The following is a 16,351-nucleotide window of genomic DNA, read 5'->3' as shown; positions in this document are numbered from 1 at the left end:
AGGAGAGAAAGGAGCAGCAGATATGAGCAGCGATAAAGGTGCCGTGCGCGAGAAAATTGCCAGACGGGCAGAGAAAGAAATTGAAGACGGATTTTATGTAAACCTCGGCATAGGCATGCCGACACTTGTGGCTAATTATATTTCCGGCAACAAGGAAGTGGTCCTTCAATCCGAGAACGGACTTCTTGGGATCGGCCCCTATCCGGATAAGGAAGATGTGGATGCCGACCTGATCAATGCCGGAAAAGAAACCGTGACGGCCATACCGGGTGCAGCCTATTTTGACAGTGCTGAATCTTTTGCGATGATCCGGGGCGGGCATGTCAATGTCGCCATTCTGGGAGGAATGGAGGTTTCCGAGGAAGGGGACCTGGCCAATTGGATGATCCCCGGCAAAATGATCAAAGGCATGGGCGGTGCGATGGATCTTGTCCATGGGGCGCAAAAGATCATCGTCATCATGGAGCATACAAATAAAAACGGGGAAAGCAAGATCCTCAAGTCCTGCTCCCTCCCGCTGACTGGCAAAGGGGTCGTGGACCGCATCATCACCGAGCGGGCTGTTATTGATGTAACAGCAGGGGGGCTGAAGCTGATTGAGGTGGCGAAAGGCTTTACGGTTGAAGAGGTGGTCAGCTCGACCGGGCCGGAACTGCAGGTGGACGACTCGGTCTTAACAGAGGCATTTTAATGAAAGTTGGGTGCAGCCTCTGCGGCTGTACCTTTCTTCTGTATAGAGAGGGGAATTTAAATGGGAATCACTTTTAAAGGGATCGATCATATTCAGCTGGCAGCTCCAAAAGGGACAGAAGAGCAGGCCAGGGAATTTTACGGAAAGCTGCTGGGGCTTGAGGAAATCCCCAAGCCTGGAAATCTGCAAAAGAGGGGCGGCTGCTGGTTCCTCTGCGGCAGCCAGGAGGTGCACATCGGCATTCAGGAAGATTTCCTTCCGGCCAGGAAGGCCCATCCTGGATTTGTGGTTGAAGATCTCGCGGGACTGCGGAGCAGGCTGGAGGAGGCAGGCACAGTGATCAAGGAGGAGCCGCCGATTGATGGAAGAAACCGCTTCTTTACAGAAGATCCGTTCGGGAACAGAATCGAGTTCCTCGAATTTATCAGCTGATCCTTACGTGAGCAGGGAAGAATTCGGCACTGCTCCTTGTATGCTATAATATCCTGTAAATACGCAAAAAGAGGGATAGAACATGAAGAAAAAACGCCAAACAGCACAGCAGAAAAAAGACGACAAGCCGGTTACACTGGGGGATATGCTCAATCAGGACCTGATGGATCAGCTGAAGGCAGCAAAGAAGCAGCTGAAGGATGAGGAATTGAAGAAGGCTGAGGAAGAGGAAAAAAGAAAGATAGAGGAACGGCGTTTAAGAGAGAAGAATAAGAGCTTTGAAGAGCTTCTCCAGGATAGCGATCTAAATTGGAAAGAGTATAAATGATGGAAACCCGGCCAAGGAAGGTGGATGTCCAGCCGTACAGCAGGAGCTGGGCCGATTCTTTTCAGGAGGAAAAACAGCTCCTTGCCGCTGTCTTTGGAGAATCAGCTCCCATACACCATATCGGAAGCACCTCCATTCCCGGCATGAGCGCCAAGCCGATCATCGATATCCTGGCCGAAGCGGACAATGCCGGCATCTTTGATGAGGCAGCACCCAAACTGCAGGGGTGGGGCTATACAGCAAAAGGAGAAAACGGCATCCCCGGCCGGAGGTATTTTGTGAGATTTACCGAAGCAGGTGAAAGGCTGGTCCATTTGCACGGCTATCCAAAGGGGCACCCTGAAATCGGCCGCCATCTGCTGTTCCGGGATTATTTGCGGAAGCATCCGGAGGAAGCCGATTTATACAGCAGGACAAAGCTGGTAGCCGCCCGGAAATACCCTTATGATATTGAGTCCTATATAAAGGAAAAGGATCCGGTGGTGAAGCTGCTTGATGAAAAGGCGCTGGCTTGGCACCTGCAGAATGAAGGAAAGGAACAGGATCTAATTTGATCCTGTTCCTTTTCTTCGTTACTCGGGAATCGCCAGGGCCTATCTGTGCTGTCCATATTGATTTGCCAGGCTGATAGACTGGATGGCCGCCAGTTCTTCAGCCGATAAAGGGCCAGCTGCCGCGGCCCTAGCATTCTCCCTGACCTGTGCGGCCGAGCTGGCGCCGGCAGCCACAGAAGCGACTGCAGGGCTGGAAAGGACATATTGGAAGGCCAATTCTGTCATCGAACGATTGCCGGAAGCTTCTTTCAGGTGGCGGAGAATGTCTTCCAGCTCTTTGTAGCTGTAATCAAGATAACCGTTTTCCTTTACAGAACCTGGGGCTTTCCCGAGCATCTTATCGCTCAGCATCCCCTTGGCGAGAGGGCCGCGGACCACGGCGCTGATAGCTTTCTCTTTAAGAAGCGGAAGGGCTGTCTCCTCCGGGCGGCGGTCAAGGATGCTGTATTGCATCATGACAGAAGCGATATTGGACCTTTTCACGTATTCCCGGATCACATTCGGCCTGATGGAGGAGATTCCATAGTGGCGGATAAAGCCCTCTTCCTTCAGTTCTTCAAATGCTTCAATTGTTTCATCTATCGGATCATCAAGGGTTCCGCCGTGAAGCTGATACAAATCGATATAATCTGTTCCCAGCCGCTTCAGGCTTCCCTTGACCGCTTCTTTAATATAAGCCTTAGAAGGATCCCAGCTCCAGCCGTCCTTTGCTTCATTCCAGCGGTTGCCTGCTTTTGTAGCAATAATGACGTTTTCGCGCACTTCCTTGAGTGCTTCGCCGACAATCTTTTCATTTTCCCCGAAATCGTATAGATCGGCGGTATCAAAATAATTGATTCCTTCTTCCAAAGCTGCCTCGATGATCTTCCTTCCTTCAAGGGCATCTGTTCCAAGGGACATGCAGCCAAGTCCCAGCTCGCTTACATATAGTCCTGTCTTTCCAAGCTCTCTCTTTTTCATATTTTCACCTCGAACTTATGATGAGTCCATTGTATCTAAAAGAAGGGCATGGCCACAAATATAAGAGACTATTTTATCCTCCGGAGCCGGACTTTTTCCGGGGTGGCAGCTGCCTCTGCCGAATCGATCCATTCCTTGATCAGCGTATGTTTCACTGTGTACTCTCTCAATTTTTCACGAATCTCCCATGCCTTGCCTGCAAGGATGACGCCTTTAGAGTGGACGCGGATTTTCAATTCATACTCCCCCAAATAAAGTATGATAAAATGTATGAGCAGATAATCGGATTAGAACTGGAGTGATAGAACAGTGAAGCATCCTTTAGAAGAAAAAACGATAAAAACAGAGCAGATTTTTAACGGGAAGGTCATCTCCCTTCAGGTGGACGATGTGGAGCTGCCGAACGGAAAAAACTCAAAACGGGAAATTGTCAAGCATCCTGGAGCGGTTGCTGTCATTCCCCTTACAGATGACAACAAAATCGTGATGGTAGAGCAGTTCAGAAAACCTCTTGAAAAGGCCATTGTGGAAATTCCGGCAGGCAAGCTTGAAAAAGGCGAGGATCCGGAGCTTTGTGCAAAAAGAGAGCTGGAAGAAGAGACAGGCTATATTTGCGGAGAAATCGAAAAGCTCGTTTCCTTTTATACTTCACCCGGATTCGCTGATGAGATTCTCTATATTTATGCTGCCAGAAAACTGAGGAAAATAGAAAATCCTGCCATTCCGGATGAGGATGAATTCGTCGATGTTATTGAGCTTACTCTTGAAGAGGCGCAGGCTTATATAGAAGAGCAAAAAATCCATGATGCCAAAACAGTCTATGCTGTCCAGTATCTCCAGATCGAACAGCTGAAGAACAGATGATGCTTCAAACTTATTATGCCGATATGCACATCCATATCGGCCGGACAAAGTCAGGGCGCGCCGTTAAAATAACGGGGGCCAGATCACTTGTGTTTTCCAATATCATCGAGCATGCAAGGGACAGTAAAGGCCTGGATATGATCGGGATTATTGACTGTCATTCACCAGAGGTAATTGACGAGATGGAAGAACTTATGGCCACGGGCGAGCTTGTGCAATCGCCTGAAGGAGGTCTGCTGTACGGCGGCCTCGCAATCATTCCAGGATCAGAGCTTGAAATCTATGATGAAAGCTGCAAGGGCCCCATCCACGTTCTCTGCTATTTTCCAAACCTTGATGTGATGAAGGAATTCTCTTTGTGGCTGAAAGGCCGCCTTAAAAATATCCATTTAAGCTCACAGCGTATCTATGCATCAGGAAAAGAGCTGCAGTCACAGGTAAAAGCGTTTGGCGGATTATTCATTCCGGCCCATGTCTTTACGCCTTTCAAGAGCATGTATGGAAAAGGTGTCGACCGGTCGCTTGAAGAGGTCTTCGATAAAGATCTTATCGATGGGATCGAGCTGGGCCTGAGTTCGGATACAGAAATGGCTGATATGATTCATGAGCTGCACCAGTACCCTTTCCTTACAAATTCAGATGCTCACTCTCTCGGAAAAATAGCCAGGGAATATCAGCAGATTGAAATGGCCGGGCCTTCATTCAATGAGTTTCATTTAGCCTTGAAAAGAGAGGGAGGGAGAAGGATTTCCGCCAATTACGGACTGGACCCGCAGCTGGGGAAATATCATCAGACAGTTTGTCTGGACTGCCATTCCCCCCTCGCTTCCGGTCATAATGGCTGCCGGAAGTGCGGAAGCATAAAGCAGGTGAAGGGAGTGGCCGATCGGATTATGGAGCTTAAGACAGCTGGGAGTGCACCGGCAGACAGGCCGCCATATGTCCATCAAGTGCCGCTCGAATTCATTCCCGGCCTCGGCCCAAAGATACTGGAAAGGCTGCTGGACCATTTTGGGACTGAAATGGACATACTCCACAGAGTGCCGAAGGAGGCACTGGAAGAGGTCATTCCAGATAAGCTTGCTAGGCTGATCGTCAAAGCGAGGAGCGGCCGGCTTAGCTTGAAAGCAGGCGGCGGAGGGAAGTACGGAAAAGTTGAGCAGGAATAGCAGCTGAAGGGGACGAACACAGGAGCCGGGCTATAACTGTAAATATCTAACGAAAAACCGGATCCAGAGAGCGGATCCGGTTTTTTCTATTCTTTTAACTTTGCAAAAATACAAGTGTCCCGCAGCACATCACCGCTGGCGCAGAGGGTATTTTTTCTTAAGGTAGCTTCCAGCGTAAAGCCGAGCCTCTCGGGGATTTTTCTGCTGGCTGTGTTCTCCGGATCGCACCGGATCTCAATTCTGTTGGCAGACAGGCTGCTGAATGTAAACTCAATAAGAGCTTCGACCGCTTCTGAGATATAACCTTTCTTATGATGGCGCGAATCGCACCAATAGCCGATTTCAAACCTGCGGGCCTCCCAGTCGATGCGGTGCAGCCCGGTCGATCCGATGAATTGGCCGTCTTCTTTGCGGTATATATGGAGGCGGATATCTTCCCTCAGCCAAAATTGGGCATATGACCGGCGGATGCCTGCTTCTGTTTCTTCGAGGGACTGTTCCTTGGCAGCGAAAGGCAGCCATTTTTTCAGCTCATCCTTTGATGCTATGACAGCATCATACACATCTTTGCCATCGCCTGGCAGGCAAGGCCGGATATACAATCTTTCTGTCTCTGCAATGATTTCAGGAAAGTCGATTAAAATTGGATTCATTTTCCACTCCTCCTTTGTGATTGTTCCGATTATATCGGGTGGCACAAAGACTGGCAATATATTTTTAAAATAATGGCAAAATGATAGAATCCTGGCATAGACTGTTCTTCCCTGCATAGGATGTAGTAATAGATTTTACAGGAGGAAGAGCAATGAAAAAACGTATGTACCAGAACTTTGCAGCCAATCATTTTCGCGAGCATTCCTCGATCTACTTATTCGTCATCGTCCTGTTTCTGATGGGGGTCATTTTCGGTGCCGTAGTGGTGAACAGCCTGAGCTTCAATCAAAAGGAAGATTTATATTACTATCTGTCGCAATTTTTTGGACAGGTATCGGCCGGCACTGTAGCTGAGTCACATGATCTTTTTATCCAGAGCCTGTTCCATAACAGCAAGTTCATTGGACTGATGTGGCTTCTCGGCATTTCCATCATCGGCCTGCCGGTCATCCTCGTGCTGTTATTTATGAAGGGTATGGTTGTCGGATTTACAGTCGGCTTTCTTGTAAACAGGATGGGCTGGGATGGGTTCCTGCTTTCCTTTGTATCAGTTATGCCGCAGAATATCATCATCATTCCGATCTTTATCATCACCGCAGCGATGACAGTGGCTCTGTCTTTAAAGATGATCAGGAGGCAATTTATGAAAAATCTCGGCCAGCCGGTCGTGCCGATGTTTGGAAGGTACCTGGCGGTGTTCTGCGCGGCAGTTCTATTATTATCAGTGGCTGCCGGCATAGAAGCCTATCTTTCCCCGGCTTTGATGAAATCGGTTGTCAGCAGTATAAAGCCTTGATTGCTTATTTTATAGTGATTATAATATAAGAATGAATATATTTTATTATAATAATTGTATCTTCTTATTTATAATGATTTTATTTTGAAAACATCTCCCTATCTGTTATAATGAGAACTGACAGTGCGAGGGAGGGACTTTACGGGATGGAGACCAGAATAGATAGAATTAAAAAACAGCTGCATTCGTCAAGCTATAAATTAACACCGCAGCGTGAAGCAACAGTCCGTGTGCTGCTGGAGAATGAAGAAGATCATCTGAGCGCGGAAGATGTATACCTCCTTGTCAAAGAGAAGTCGCCTGAGATAGGACTGGCGACCGTTTATCGCACACTGGAGCTGTTAACGGAACTGAAAATTGTCGATAAAATCAATTTTGGTGATGGAGTTTCCCGCTATGACCTGAGGCAGGAAGGCGCCGCCCATTTCCACCACCATTTAGTATGCATAGAATGCGGGGCAGTAGATGAGATCCAGGATGACCTTCTGGAGGATGTCGAAGCGATAGTTGAGCGTGACTGGAACTTTAAGATCAAAGATCACCGCCTGACATTTCATGGCATCTGCTACCGCTGCCAGGATAAAGAAGAAAGCGCCGATGAGGCTGATTGACTGGAACCTTTTCTTTAAACCGGAAAAGGTTTTTATTATTCTCCGAAAAAAAGCCGGAAATGCCAAAAGCTTTAGCCGGGAAGGTATAAATCTTGTCCAGCTTGGCATATCTTTTATTATAGAATGCAGCTGGAGGAAGAATGATGAGATCCTGGATGATTATGACGTTTAAAACATTGAAGGTATTTGTCCTGTTTACGGGATGTACAATCCTTTTTTATTATGGGCTTTTATGGTTAAATGAAGAATATCAGAGCTATCACCGTTATGATGAGCCGGAAGGCAGCGCCGTCAGGGTATCTGGTGATGCAGTTTCTGATGAAACCGACTGGTTTGACAGACTGATTCTGTTTTACCACAATGGGGAGTAATGCATAAATGGAAGACAGGCTGAAAGATTTTGTTCACTTTTTATTGATTGAAAAGGGACTTGCCAACAATACAATTGTCTCTTATGAACGGGATTTGAAAAATTATCTTAAATTCATTGTGAAAAGCGAAGGGCTTGCCAGTTTGAATGAAGTCCAAAGGGTCCATATCGTCCAGTTCCTGAAAAAGCTGAAGGAACAGGGGAAATCTGCCAAGACCCTTGCCAGGCATATCGCTTCCATCCGTGCCTTCCATCAGTTCCTGCTCAGGGAGAAGGTATGCGAAAATGATCCATCTGTACATATTGAGTCGCCGCAGCAGGAAAGAAGCCTTCCAAAGGTCCTGAGCATGGCAGAAGTGGAAACCCTCCTGGAATCGCCCTCAGACTCGAGCCATTACAGCCTCCGCGACAAAGCGATGCTTGAGCTCCTGTATGCAACAGGAATCAGGGTCAGTGAACTGATCGGACTGCAGATAGGCGATGTCCATCTGACAATGGGCTTTGTCCGCTGCATCGGGAAAGGAAATAAAGAAAGAATCATTCCGATTGGGAAAACAGCTTCAGAAGCAATTGAAAGATATCTTCTGCATGGAAGGCCGAATTTTGTTTCGAAAAGCCGCAGAGATGATACATTATTCCTGAACCATCATGGAAGGCAGCTGACCCGCCAGGGGTTCTGGAAAATACTGAAAAAGCTTGCAGGCGATGCGGGCATTGAAAAAGAGCTTACCCCTCATACTCTAAGGCATTCTTTTGCCACCCATCTGCTGGAAAATGGAGCAGATTTGCGGGCAGTACAGGAGATGCTCGGTCATGCGGATATATCAACAACCCAGATTTATACCCATGTCACGAAAACAAGGCTGAAGGATGTATATTCAAAATTTCATCCCCGTGCCTGATAAAACTGGAGTTTTTAAATCTGCAAAAAAATAAATCTGATAAAACTGCTGAATATAAAGCAGTTTTTTCTTGTTTTTTAGGTTATTTGTTTTGTAGAATATAGATGTCAGACTTCTGACGATTCTAAACCTCTCGCAGGTTAATACTTTTGAAAAAGGGTAACATATATTTGTAAAATAAATTGAAAACGTGTACATGTTTAGGAGGAGAGCACATGAATTCGCATACATATAAAAGAATCTTTCTAATTGTTATGGATTCGGTGGGAATTGGCGAGGCAGCGGATGCTGAGCGCTTCGGCGACAAGGGATCTGATACGCTTGGCCATATCGCTGAAAGGATGAACGGGCTGAACATGCCGAACATGGGCCGGCTGGGCCTCAGCAATATCAAAGAAATCAAAGGTATTGAAAAAGCAGAGAAGCCGCTCGCTTCTTATACAAAGATGCAGGAAGCATCAAACGGAAAAGACACCATGACAGGGCATTGGGAGATCATGGGGCTGAATATCGAGACACCGTTCAGGGTATTCCCGGACGGCTTCCCGGATGAGCTTTTGTCAGAGCTTGAAGCCCGCACAGGCAGAAAAATCATCGGGAACAAGCCGGCAAGCGGCACTGAGATCCTTGATGAGCTTGGGGAAGAGCATATGAAGACAGGAGCCCTGATTGTGTATACCTCAGCTGACTCGGTCCTTCAGATTGCAGCCCATGAAGAGATTGTGCCGATTGATGAGCTGTACACGATCTGTAAAATCGCCAGGGAACTGACACTTGATGAGAAATACATGGTTGGAAGAGTGATAGCACGTCCTTTCATCGGACAGCCTGGTGCATTCAAGCGGACAGCGAACAGGCATGATTATGCCCTGAAGCCATTTGACAGGACGGTCATGAATGAGCTGAAGGACGGCGGACTGGATGTACTGGCCATCGGAAAGATTTCCGACATCTATGACGGCGAAGGTGTGACAAAGTCACTGCGCACTGTCTCTAACATGGACGGGATGGATAAGCTCCTCGAAACGATGGGTATGGATTTCACAGGCTTGAGCTTCTTGAATCTTGTGGACTTTGATGCCCTTTTCGGACATAGACGGGACCCGGAGGGCTACGGGAAAGCGCTGGAAGAATATGATGCCCGCCTTCCGGAAGTGTTTGATAAGCTGAAGGAAGATGATCTGCTCATCATTACGGCTGACCACGGGAATGACCCGGTATACCCCGGGACAGACCATACACGTGAATATGTCCCATTATTGGCTTATTCTAAGGGCATGGCGGTCGGAAAAGAGCTGCCAATCAGGCAGACATTCGCCGATATCGGCGCTACTGTAGCGGAAAACTTTGCTGTGGCCGCGCCAAAATTCGGAAAAAGCTTTCTGGGTGAATTGTAAGCCCGGGTCATATTTTAAACAACTGACAAGCTGAGCCATAGAAGGAGATTGGCAGGCGATGGCTGCGGCCGGTTATCCGCTCAGTACTGTCTGATAAAAAGGGGATTATAAAATGGACTACGGAAAAATTCAAAATGCAGCACAATTTTTAAAAGAAAAGTATGGAGAAACGCCTAAAATCGGTTTGATTCTTGGCTCCGGGCTCGGCGTTCTGGCAGATGAAATCGAACAGCCAGTGAAAATACCTTATAATGAAATTCCTGATTTCCCTGTTTCAACAGTTGAAGGGCATGCAGGCCAGCTTGTATTCGGCCTTCTGAACGGTGTACAGGCTGTGGCTATGCAAGGGCGCTTCCACTATTATGAAGGCTACAGCTTCGACAAGGTCACTTTCCCTGTAAGAGTCATGAAGGAGCTCGGAGTGGAAATCCTGATCGTGACAAACGCTGCCGGCGGTGTTAATGAAAGCTTTGCACCAGGAGATTTAATGCTTATCTCGGACCATATCAACAATATGGGAAGCAATCCTCTGATTGGACCTAATGACTCCAAGCTTGGCGTCCGTTTTCCTGATATGTCGGAAGCATACTCCAGGGATCTGCGCCAGCAGGCAAGAGAGATTGCAGGCAAGCTGAATATCAGCATCCAGGAAGGTGTATATGTTGGCAATACCGGCCCTACATATGAAACGCCTGCAGAAGTGAGGATGCTCCGCACTATGGGCGGTGACGCAGTCGGCATGTCGACGGTACCTGAGGTAATCGTGGCCAGGCATGCAGGCCTGAAAGTACTGGGTATTTCCTGCATTTCCAATATGGCAGCAGGCATACTGGATCAGCCTTTAAACCATGAAGAAGTCATTGAAACGACTGAAAAAGTGAAGGCGAACTTCCTCTCTTATGTGAAAGAGCTTGTACGCCAGTTTGGTGCTTAAATAAAGAAAAAGTGGTGACGAAAAATGAGAATGGTTGACTTAATAGAAAAGAAACGCGACGGCAAAGAGCTGTCTTCGGAAGAAATCCAATTCATAATAAAAGGCTATACTGACGGTGCAATTCCTGACTATCAGATCAGTGCTTTAACGATGGCTATCTTTTTCCAGGGCATGACAGAAAGTGAGAGAGCCGACCTGACGATGAGCATGGTAGAATCAGGCGATAAAATCGATCTGTCAAAAATCGAAGGCATTAAAGTCGACAAGCATTCCACAGGGGGAGTCGGCGATACAACTACGCTGGTGCTCGGCCCTCTTGTAGCGGCTGTCGGTGTCCCGGTCGCTAAAATGTCCGGCCGCGGCCTTGGCCATACAGGCGGTACCATCGATAAGCTGGAGGCGGTTGAAGGCTTCCATGTAGAGATAGAAAACGAAGAGTTCATCAAGCTGGTCAATCAGAACAAAATTGCCGTCATCGGACAAAGTGGAAACCTCACGCCGGCGGATAAAAAATTATATGCCCTCCGCGATGTAACAGCAACGGTTGACAGCATCCCGCTCATTGCCAGCTCCATCATGAGCAAAAAGATTGCTGCAGGCGCAGATGCCATTGTCCTTGATGTGAAAACGGGGGCTGGCGCCTTCATGAAGACGCTGGATGATTCCAGAGAGCTTGCAAAAGCAATGGTAAGGATCGGGAACAATGTCGGCCGCAAGACAATGGCAGTCATTTCAGACATGAGCCAGCCGCTTGGCTTTGCCATCGGCAATGCCTTGGAAGTGAAAGAAGCGATCGACACATTAAAAGGCGAAGGACCGGAAGATCTGACTGAGCTGTGCCTTGTACTAGGCAGCCATATGGTGGTGCTGGCTGAAAAGGCAGAAACCCCGGCACAGGCACGAGAAATGCTGGAACAGGCAATCAAGGACGGATCCGCCCTTGAAGCAATGAAAACCTTCCTCAGCTCACAGGGAGGGGACGCTTCTGTTGTAGATGATCCTTCCCGTTTGCCGCAGGCCAAATTTGTTTATGAACTTGAAGCAAAAGAAGATGGCTATGTTTCAGAAATTGTCGCTGACGCAGTGGGAACGGCTGCCATGGTCCTTGGTGCAGGAAGGGCAACTAAAGAATCGGAAATCGATCTTGCCGTCGGGCTCATGCTCCGCAAGAAGATCGGCGACACTGTCTCAAAAGGAGAATCACTTGCCACCATCTACAGCAATTTCGAAAACGTTGAAGAAGTCAAAGAACGCCTGTACAGCAGCATCAAAATCACGGCTTCCAAAGTAGATGCCCCTGTACTGGTGCATGAAGAAATTACTGAATAACATTGTATAAAAAAGCTGCATCCCTTCAGGATGCAGCTTTTTTATGCCTTGACTCCCGCGTGCTTTCCGGTCCCCTTAGAGCACTCCGAAAATAAGTGAAAGCAGCCTCTCCAGCTCTCGGGCAATCCCTCCATTATACAAGCTCTTAAATTCTCAAACCCATCTGAAACGGCTCATGTAAAATAAAAACCGTACCTCTGCCAATTTATTGTATAAATTTGTCTCCTTTGGAAAAAATGGAGGCTATAAAGAATGGAGGGTTATGTGATGAAGCGAATCGTTTCTATAATGGTGTTTGTTTTACTATCAGCAATGATGGCACCGGCAGCCTTAGCCGAAGAAAGCGGCGTCAAGCTGGTTGACAACGTAAAATCGGCGATCTTGATTGAGCGGGATACCGGGGCTGTTTTATATGAGCAGAACAGCAATGAACAGCTGCCTCCAGCAAGCATGACTAAGATCATGACCATGCTTTTGATCATGGAAGCGATTGATAAGGGCAAGCTTTCCATGGATGAAAAGATCAGGGCGAGTGAATATGCAGCATCCATGGGCGGCTCGCAAATATTCCTGGAACCGGGCGAAGAAATGACAACAGAACAGATGCTGAAGGGGATTGCCATCGGATCAGGAAATGATGCATCTGTTGCCATGGCTGAGAGGCTCGCCGGTTCAGAAGAAGAATTCGTCAAGCTGATGAATAAAAAAGCCAAAGACCTTGGCTTGAAGGACACGATTTTCAAGAATGCAACAGGCCTGCCTGTAACCGAACACTACAGCACAGCCCATGATATGGCACTTATGGCAAAGGAACTGCTGAAATATGAAGGCATAACCAAGTTTACAGGAACATATGAAGCTTATTTAAGGGAAGATACCGACAAGAAATTCTGGCTGGTCAATACAAACAGGCTGGTCCGCTTCTATCCGGGAGTCGACGGATTGAAGACAGGCTTTACAAATGAAGCGAAATATTGCCTGACGGCTACAGCTGAGAAAAACGGGATGAGGGTAATCGCAGTTGTCTTTGGTGCTCCGACATCGAAAGAAAGAAATGCTCAGGTAACCAAGATGCTGGATTATGCTTTCAGCCAGTATGAGACACATCCAATGTATAAGCGGAATGAAGCTTTAGGTTCTGCCAAAGTCAGCAAAGGCGAGATAAAGCAGGTCGAAGCTCTGACGAGCGAGCCGATCTCACTGCTGACGAAAAAAGGCGAAGACACAAAGGCAGTCAAGAAAACCGTCGTCCTGAAAAAAGACCTGAAAGCCCCAATAGCTAAAGGCGATCAAATTGGTACGCTGAAAGTTGAAAAAGATGGGAAGACAATCGTGGAAAGCCCGCTGGTGGCCAAAAGCGAAGTGAAAGAGGCAGGCTGGTGGACGCTCTATAAACGGGCTCTCGGCATTTTCACGAAATCAAATTGATGTCGAAAAAAAGGTGCATCAAGGAAAATTTAGCGAAACCGCACTAGTTTTGCCTTCAGGAAGGAATAAGGGCCTCCTTCAGCGAAATTGACTCTCTAGAAAGGCTTGATCCATGCAGGAGATGAGGCATGGACAGCCGGCCGGATCTGTAAATGGTTCCGGCAGCAGAGAAGGAGGCTATCAGTCATGAGTCTGATGATTGGATTGGAAGTAAAAAATGATGTGCTGTGCATTCGCTTAAGCGGAGAATTGGACCACCATTCGGCAGATGAATTAAGGGAAAAGGCAACAAACGCCATAGAGTCTTATGGGATCCGCCACATTGTCCTCAATCTGGAGCAATTATCCTTTATGGACAGCTCAGGCCTTGGAGTGATCCTGGGCAGGTATAAGCAAATTAAGCAGCTTCACGGCGAGATGGTCGTCTGTGCCATTTCACCGGCGGTACAGAGGCTATTCGATATGTCCGGGCTGTTTAAAATCATCCGTCTTGAGCCGACTGAAGAATTTGCACTTCAGCGATTGGGGGTTGCCTGACAATGAAAAATGAAATGAATCTGCAATTCAGCGCTTTGAGCCAGAATGAGTCCTTTGCCCGGGTGACCGTCGCGGCTTTCATCGCCCAGCTTGATCCGACAATGGATGAACTGACTGAAATCAAGACGGTCGTATCAGAGGCAGTTACCAACTCGATCATCCATGGCTATAACCATGACAGTAAAGGGATTGTCTATATTTCTGTCAGTATTGAGGACGGCTTCGTTGATATGACAATCAGAGATGAAGGGCTCGGGATCGGGGATGTGGAAGAGGCCAGGCAGCCGCTGTTTACAACCAAACCAGAGCTGGAACGTTCCGGCATGGGCTTTACAATCATGGAAAATTTCATGGATGAGATAGAAGTTCGCTCACACCCAGGAGAAGGCACCGAAATCCGTTTAAGGAAGCATTTATCAAACAGTAAAATGCTATGCAATTAAGGGAGTCATGCTATGGATGTGGAGGTAAAGACAGATAAGACCCAGACGTATCTCAAGGATCACGAGGTAAAAGAGCTCATACAAAAAAGCCAGGCAGGAGACCAGGGGGCACGGGACACGATTGTCCAGAAAAACATGAGGCTGGTCTGGTCAGTGGTCCAGCGTTTTCTCAACAGAGGATATGAGCCGGATGATTTATTCCAGATCGGCTGCATCGGCCTCTTGAAGTCGGTTGATAAATTTGATCTGAGCTATGATGTAAAGTTTTCAACCTATGCCGTTCCTATGATCATCGGGGAGATACAGCGTTTCATCCGGGATGATGGAACTGTGAAGGTGAGCCGCTCCCTGAAGGAAATGGGAAATAAAATCCGCAAGGCAAAAGACGAGCTGACCAAGACTTTTGGAAGGATTCCGACTGTAACAGAGCTTTCCGCTTATCTGGAAATCCCTCCTGAGGATATCATCCTTGCCCAGGAAGCAGGCAGGACGCCATCCTCCATTCATGAAACTGTATATGAAAACGACGGCGACCCTATCACACTGCTGGATCAGATCGATGATGGCAATGATGGCAAGTGGTTTGACCAGATAGCCCTCAAAGAGGCAATCCGCGAGCTGGATGAGCGGGAAAGGCTGATTGTTTATCTCAGATATTATAAAGATCAGACACAGTCTGAAGTGGCAGCAAGGCTGGGAATATCACAGGTGCAGGTCTCCCGGCTCGAGAAGAAAATCCTGCAGCAGATGAAAGACCGGATGGATATGTGAATCCATCCGGTCTTTTTTGTGTACTGATTCCCGGGCAGTCCAGAGCGGCTTTCCATTATCCCCAATTTTTGGTCGACATGATTGGAATTTTATTACGAATACTATTTATACAAGGAAAACACTGTTTGGGAAGTGATCATAATGGAAAAAACGGTTTATGTCCGGCTCAGGAACCGTATTCAAGTGCGTCCGCAGGCTTCCGTCCAGCTAAAGGACATTGCCTTGATTATTGCAGATGAAACACTTTATGAACGGTTAGGGAATCTTTCCATCCATCACGTTTCAGATCATGACCGGAATATCATTGTCATTGACATTGTCCAGGTGATCCAGGCCATTGCCGCAGAAAAGCTGCAGCTCGATATACAGGCTGTCGGTCCCTCCCAGACGATCATTGAGGTGATCTATAAAAAGAAAAAAGCATCCACAGCGTTTTTCCTGCTAATCTGGTTTTTGCTGTTTTTTGGTGCCGCACTGACAATCATGAATTTTCATGAAGACGTCAGCATGCAGACAGTGCATCAGCGGATTTATACAATCATCACCGGAAAAGTGGAGAAAAAGCCCCTGCTGTTCCAAATTCCCTATTCTCTTGGCCTTGGACTTGGCATGATCATTTTCTTTAATCATGTTTTCAAAAAAAGGCTCAATGAGGAGCCCAGCCCGCTGGAGGTTGAAATGTTCAATTACCAGCAGGATCTCGACCGGTATGTCATCATGCATGAAAATAAAGAAAGCATGAAGAACCTTGATGACCATTAGCATCATTATCGTCATTTTCCTGGGATTTGCGGGGGGCGTCTCTGTGGGGGCAGGATTTGTTGCGTTTCTGACTGTGCTGGGGATCATTCCAAGGCTGACCCAGCTGTCAAAGACAATGAAAATGATCCATCACTATGAATGGGCAGTTGTAATCGGGGCGGTTGCAGGAACATCTGCAAGCCTTCAGGACCCGCGGCTTTACTTTCCGGGATTTATCCTTGTTCTTTTCGGTCTGGCAGGCGGGATTTTTGTGGGGATGGTGGCGGCAGCACTTACAGAAGTGCTTAACGTCCTGCCGCTGCTGGCCAAAAGGCTTGGGATTGACGGCAAAATAGTTGTTCTGCTGATGGCCATCGTATTCGGGAAAGTATTTGGATCGCTGTTTCACTGGATGTATTTTGTAGACTGACTATGTAAAG

The 16,351-nt window shown here is 47.5% G+C and carries 22 protein-coding genes; 19 read left to right on the top strand and 3 right to left on the bottom strand.

What is annotated here, in order from left to right:
• The first annotated feature begins 22 nt into the window (after positions 1–22).
• The 4 genes from N288_RS16240 (at position 23) to N288_RS16225 (ending at position 2,005) form a co-directional block, all read left to right on the top strand.
• The gene (locus N288_RS16240) at positions 23–691 is read left to right on the top strand and encodes a 3-oxoacid CoA-transferase subunit B (RefSeq protein ID WP_009794741.1); all 669 of its coding nucleotides are present in this window, start codon (positions 23–25) and stop codon (positions 689–691) included.
• Positions 692–751: 60 nt separating this feature from the next.
• Entirely contained in the window at positions 752–1,123 is a 372-nt protein-coding gene (locus tag N288_RS16235; protein ID WP_009794742.1) for a VOC family protein, read from the top strand.
• Between the two features lie 82 nt (positions 1,124–1,205).
• Entirely contained in the window at positions 1,206–1,451 is a 246-nt protein-coding gene (locus tag N288_RS16230; RefSeq protein ID WP_009794743.1) for a YqkE family protein, read from the top strand.
• The gene (locus tag N288_RS16225; protein WP_009794744.1) at positions 1,448–2,005 is read left to right on the top strand and encodes a GrpB family protein; all 558 of its coding nucleotides are present in this window, start codon (positions 1,448–1,450) and stop codon (positions 2,003–2,005) included. Before N288_RS16230 ends, N288_RS16225 begins: the two co-directional genes overlap by 4 nt.
• 39 nt (positions 2,006–2,044) lie before the next feature.
• Here N288_RS16225 and N288_RS16220 read toward each other — a convergent pair whose 3' ends face one another.
• Positions 2,045–2,965 (bottom strand): aldo/keto reductase, encoded by a 921-nt coding sequence (locus tag N288_RS16220; RefSeq protein WP_009794745.1) that lies wholly within the window; start codon positions 2,963–2,965, stop codon positions 2,045–2,047.
• 68 nt (positions 2,966–3,033) lie between these two features.
• Positions 3,034–3,201, bottom strand: a complete 168-nt coding sequence (mciZ, locus tag N288_RS24795; protein WP_022544165.1) for a Z-ring formation inhibitor MciZ — start codon at positions 3,199–3,201, stop codon at positions 3,034–3,036.
• A gap of 73 nt (positions 3,202–3,274) precedes the next feature.
• Here mciZ and N288_RS16215 point away from each other — a divergent pair, with 73 nt between their 5' ends.
• Positions 3,275–3,829 (top strand): NUDIX hydrolase, encoded by a 555-nt coding sequence (locus tag N288_RS16215; RefSeq protein ID WP_009794747.1) that lies wholly within the window; start codon positions 3,275–3,277, stop codon positions 3,827–3,829.
• On the top strand, positions 3,826–4,998 hold the full coding sequence (locus tag N288_RS16210; RefSeq protein WP_009794748.1) for an endonuclease Q family protein: 1,173 nt from the start codon (positions 3,826–3,828) through the stop codon (positions 4,996–4,998). The genes N288_RS16215 and N288_RS16210 overlap by 4 nt, the downstream gene beginning before the upstream one ends.
• An 86-nt stretch (positions 4,999–5,084) precedes the next feature.
• On the opposite strand, the gene N288_RS16205 is transcribed toward N288_RS16210, so the two are convergent.
• Entirely contained in the window at positions 5,085–5,651 is a 567-nt protein-coding gene (locus tag N288_RS16205; RefSeq protein WP_022544163.1) for a GNAT family N-acetyltransferase, read from the bottom strand.
• Between the two features lie 152 nt (positions 5,652–5,803).
• On the opposite strand from N288_RS16205, the gene spoIIM reads away from it, so the two are divergent.
• From spoIIM to N288_RS16135, 13 genes are all read left to right on the top strand, one after another.
• Positions 5,804–6,448, top strand: a complete 645-nt coding sequence (gene spoIIM / locus N288_RS16200) for a stage II sporulation protein M (protein ID WP_022544162.1) — start codon at positions 5,804–5,806, stop codon at positions 6,446–6,448.
• 146 nt (positions 6,449–6,594) lie between these two features.
• On the top strand, positions 6,595–7,059 hold the full coding sequence (gene fur, locus N288_RS16195; protein ID WP_022544161.1) for a ferric iron uptake transcriptional regulator: 465 nt from the start codon (positions 6,595–6,597) through the stop codon (positions 7,057–7,059).
• A 143-nt stretch (positions 7,060–7,202) separates the two neighbouring features.
• Positions 7,203–7,430, top strand: coding sequence for a YqzK family protein (locus N288_RS16185; RefSeq protein ID WP_022544160.1), 228 nt, complete (start codon positions 7,203–7,205; stop codon positions 7,428–7,430).
• A gap of 7 nt (positions 7,431–7,437) precedes the next feature.
• Complete coding sequence (xerD, locus tag N288_RS16180; protein WP_009794754.1) at positions 7,438–8,331, top strand: site-specific tyrosine recombinase XerD; 894 nt, start codon at positions 7,438–7,440, stop codon at positions 8,329–8,331.
• A 215-nt stretch (positions 8,332–8,546) separates the two neighbouring features.
• The gene (gene deoB, locus N288_RS16175) at positions 8,547–9,728 is read left to right on the top strand and encodes a phosphopentomutase (RefSeq protein ID WP_009794755.1); all 1,182 of its coding nucleotides are present in this window, start codon (positions 8,547–8,549) and stop codon (positions 9,726–9,728) included.
• Between the two features lie 112 nt (positions 9,729–9,840).
• Entirely contained in the window at positions 9,841–10,662 is an 822-nt protein-coding gene (locus N288_RS16170; RefSeq protein WP_009794756.1) for a purine-nucleoside phosphorylase, read from the top strand.
• A 24-nt stretch (positions 10,663–10,686) separates the two neighbouring features.
• Positions 10,687–11,991 (top strand): pyrimidine-nucleoside phosphorylase, encoded by a 1,305-nt coding sequence (locus tag N288_RS16165; protein WP_009794757.1) that lies wholly within the window; start codon positions 10,687–10,689, stop codon positions 11,989–11,991.
• 267 nt (positions 11,992–12,258) lie between these two features.
• Positions 12,259–13,419 (top strand): D-alanyl-D-alanine carboxypeptidase family protein, encoded by a 1,161-nt coding sequence (locus tag N288_RS16160; protein WP_035403067.1) that lies wholly within the window; start codon positions 12,259–12,261, stop codon positions 13,417–13,419.
• A gap of 186 nt (positions 13,420–13,605) precedes the next feature.
• On the top strand, positions 13,606–13,956 hold the full coding sequence (gene spoIIAA, locus N288_RS16155; RefSeq protein WP_009794759.1) for an anti-sigma F factor antagonist: 351 nt from the start codon (positions 13,606–13,608) through the stop codon (positions 13,954–13,956).
• 2 nt (positions 13,957–13,958) lie between these two features.
• On the top strand, positions 13,959–14,399 hold the full coding sequence (gene spoIIAB, locus N288_RS16150) for an anti-sigma F factor (RefSeq protein ID WP_009794760.1): 441 nt from the start codon (positions 13,959–13,961) through the stop codon (positions 14,397–14,399).
• A 12-nt stretch (positions 14,400–14,411) separates the two neighbouring features.
• Positions 14,412–15,170 (top strand): RNA polymerase sporulation sigma factor SigF, encoded by a 759-nt coding sequence (gene sigF, locus N288_RS16145; protein WP_009794761.1) that lies wholly within the window; start codon positions 14,412–14,414, stop codon positions 15,168–15,170.
• A gap of 141 nt (positions 15,171–15,311) precedes the next feature.
• Positions 15,312–15,932, top strand: a complete 621-nt coding sequence (locus tag N288_RS16140; RefSeq protein WP_022544158.1) for a stage V sporulation protein AA — start codon at positions 15,312–15,314, stop codon at positions 15,930–15,932.
• Entirely contained in the window at positions 15,922–16,341 is a 420-nt protein-coding gene (locus N288_RS16135; protein WP_009794763.1) for a stage V sporulation protein AB, read from the top strand. The genes N288_RS16140 and N288_RS16135 overlap by 11 nt, the downstream gene beginning before the upstream one ends.
• The last annotated feature ends 10 nt before the right edge of the window (positions 16,342–16,351 follow it).

Origin of the sequence: Bacillus infantis NRRL B-14911 (assembly GCF_000473245.1) — a bacterium.
Classification (GTDB): Bacteria; Bacillota; Bacilli; order Bacillales; family Cytobacillaceae; genus Bacillus_AB; species Bacillus_AB infantis.
Note: the sequence above shows the minus strand (reverse complement) of the source record. Positions and strands in the feature narration are given on the sequence as shown.

Excerpts from the sequence above, each read along its gene's own strand:
- N288_RS16165 (WP_009794757.1), top strand. The coding sequence starts at position 10,687 with ATGAGAATGGTTGACTTAATAGAAAAGAAACGCGACGGCAAAGAGCTG.
- N288_RS16230 (WP_009794743.1), top strand. The coding sequence starts at position 1,206 with ATGAAGAAAAAACGCCAAACAGCACAGCAGAAAAAAGACGACAAGCCG.
- N288_RS16220 (WP_009794745.1), bottom strand. The coding sequence starts at position 2,965 with ATGAAAAAGAGAGAGCTTGGAAAGACAGGACTATATGTAAGCGAGCTG.
- N288_RS16135 (WP_009794763.1), top strand. The coding sequence starts at position 15,922 with ATGACCATTAGCATCATTATCGTCATTTTCCTGGGATTTGCGGGGGGC.
- sigF (WP_009794761.1), top strand. The coding sequence starts at position 14,412 with ATGGATGTGGAGGTAAAGACAGATAAGACCCAGACGTATCTCAAGGAT.
- N288_RS16225 (WP_009794744.1), top strand. The coding sequence starts at position 1,448 with ATGATGGAAACCCGGCCAAGGAAGGTGGATGTCCAGCCGTACAGCAGG.
- fur (WP_022544161.1), top strand. The coding sequence starts at position 6,595 with ATGGAGACCAGAATAGATAGAATTAAAAAACAGCTGCATTCGTCAAGC.
- xerD (WP_009794754.1), top strand. The coding sequence starts at position 7,438 with ATGGAAGACAGGCTGAAAGATTTTGTTCACTTTTTATTGATTGAAAAG.
- spoIIAA (WP_009794759.1), top strand. The coding sequence starts at position 13,606 with ATGAGTCTGATGATTGGATTGGAAGTAAAAAATGATGTGCTGTGCATT.
- N288_RS16205 (WP_022544163.1), bottom strand. The coding sequence starts at position 5,651 with ATGAATCCAATTTTAATCGACTTTCCTGAAATCATTGCAGAGACAGAA.
- spoIIM (WP_022544162.1), top strand. The coding sequence starts at position 5,804 with ATGAAAAAACGTATGTACCAGAACTTTGCAGCCAATCATTTTCGCGAG.
- N288_RS16140 (WP_022544158.1), top strand. The coding sequence starts at position 15,312 with ATGGAAAAAACGGTTTATGTCCGGCTCAGGAACCGTATTCAAGTGCGT.
- N288_RS16185 (WP_022544160.1), top strand. The coding sequence starts at position 7,203 with ATGAGATCCTGGATGATTATGACGTTTAAAACATTGAAGGTATTTGTC.
- N288_RS16235 (WP_009794742.1), top strand. The coding sequence starts at position 752 with ATGGGAATCACTTTTAAAGGGATCGATCATATTCAGCTGGCAGCTCCA.
- spoIIAB (WP_009794760.1), top strand. The coding sequence starts at position 13,959 with ATGAAAAATGAAATGAATCTGCAATTCAGCGCTTTGAGCCAGAATGAG.
- N288_RS16160 (WP_035403067.1), top strand. The coding sequence starts at position 12,259 with ATGAAGCGAATCGTTTCTATAATGGTGTTTGTTTTACTATCAGCAATG.
- N288_RS16210 (WP_009794748.1), top strand. The coding sequence starts at position 3,826 with ATGATGCTTCAAACTTATTATGCCGATATGCACATCCATATCGGCCGG.
- N288_RS16240 (WP_009794741.1), top strand. The coding sequence starts at position 23 with ATGAGCAGCGATAAAGGTGCCGTGCGCGAGAAAATTGCCAGACGGGCA.
- deoB (WP_009794755.1), top strand. The coding sequence starts at position 8,547 with ATGAATTCGCATACATATAAAAGAATCTTTCTAATTGTTATGGATTCG.
- N288_RS16170 (WP_009794756.1), top strand. The coding sequence starts at position 9,841 with ATGGACTACGGAAAAATTCAAAATGCAGCACAATTTTTAAAAGAAAAG.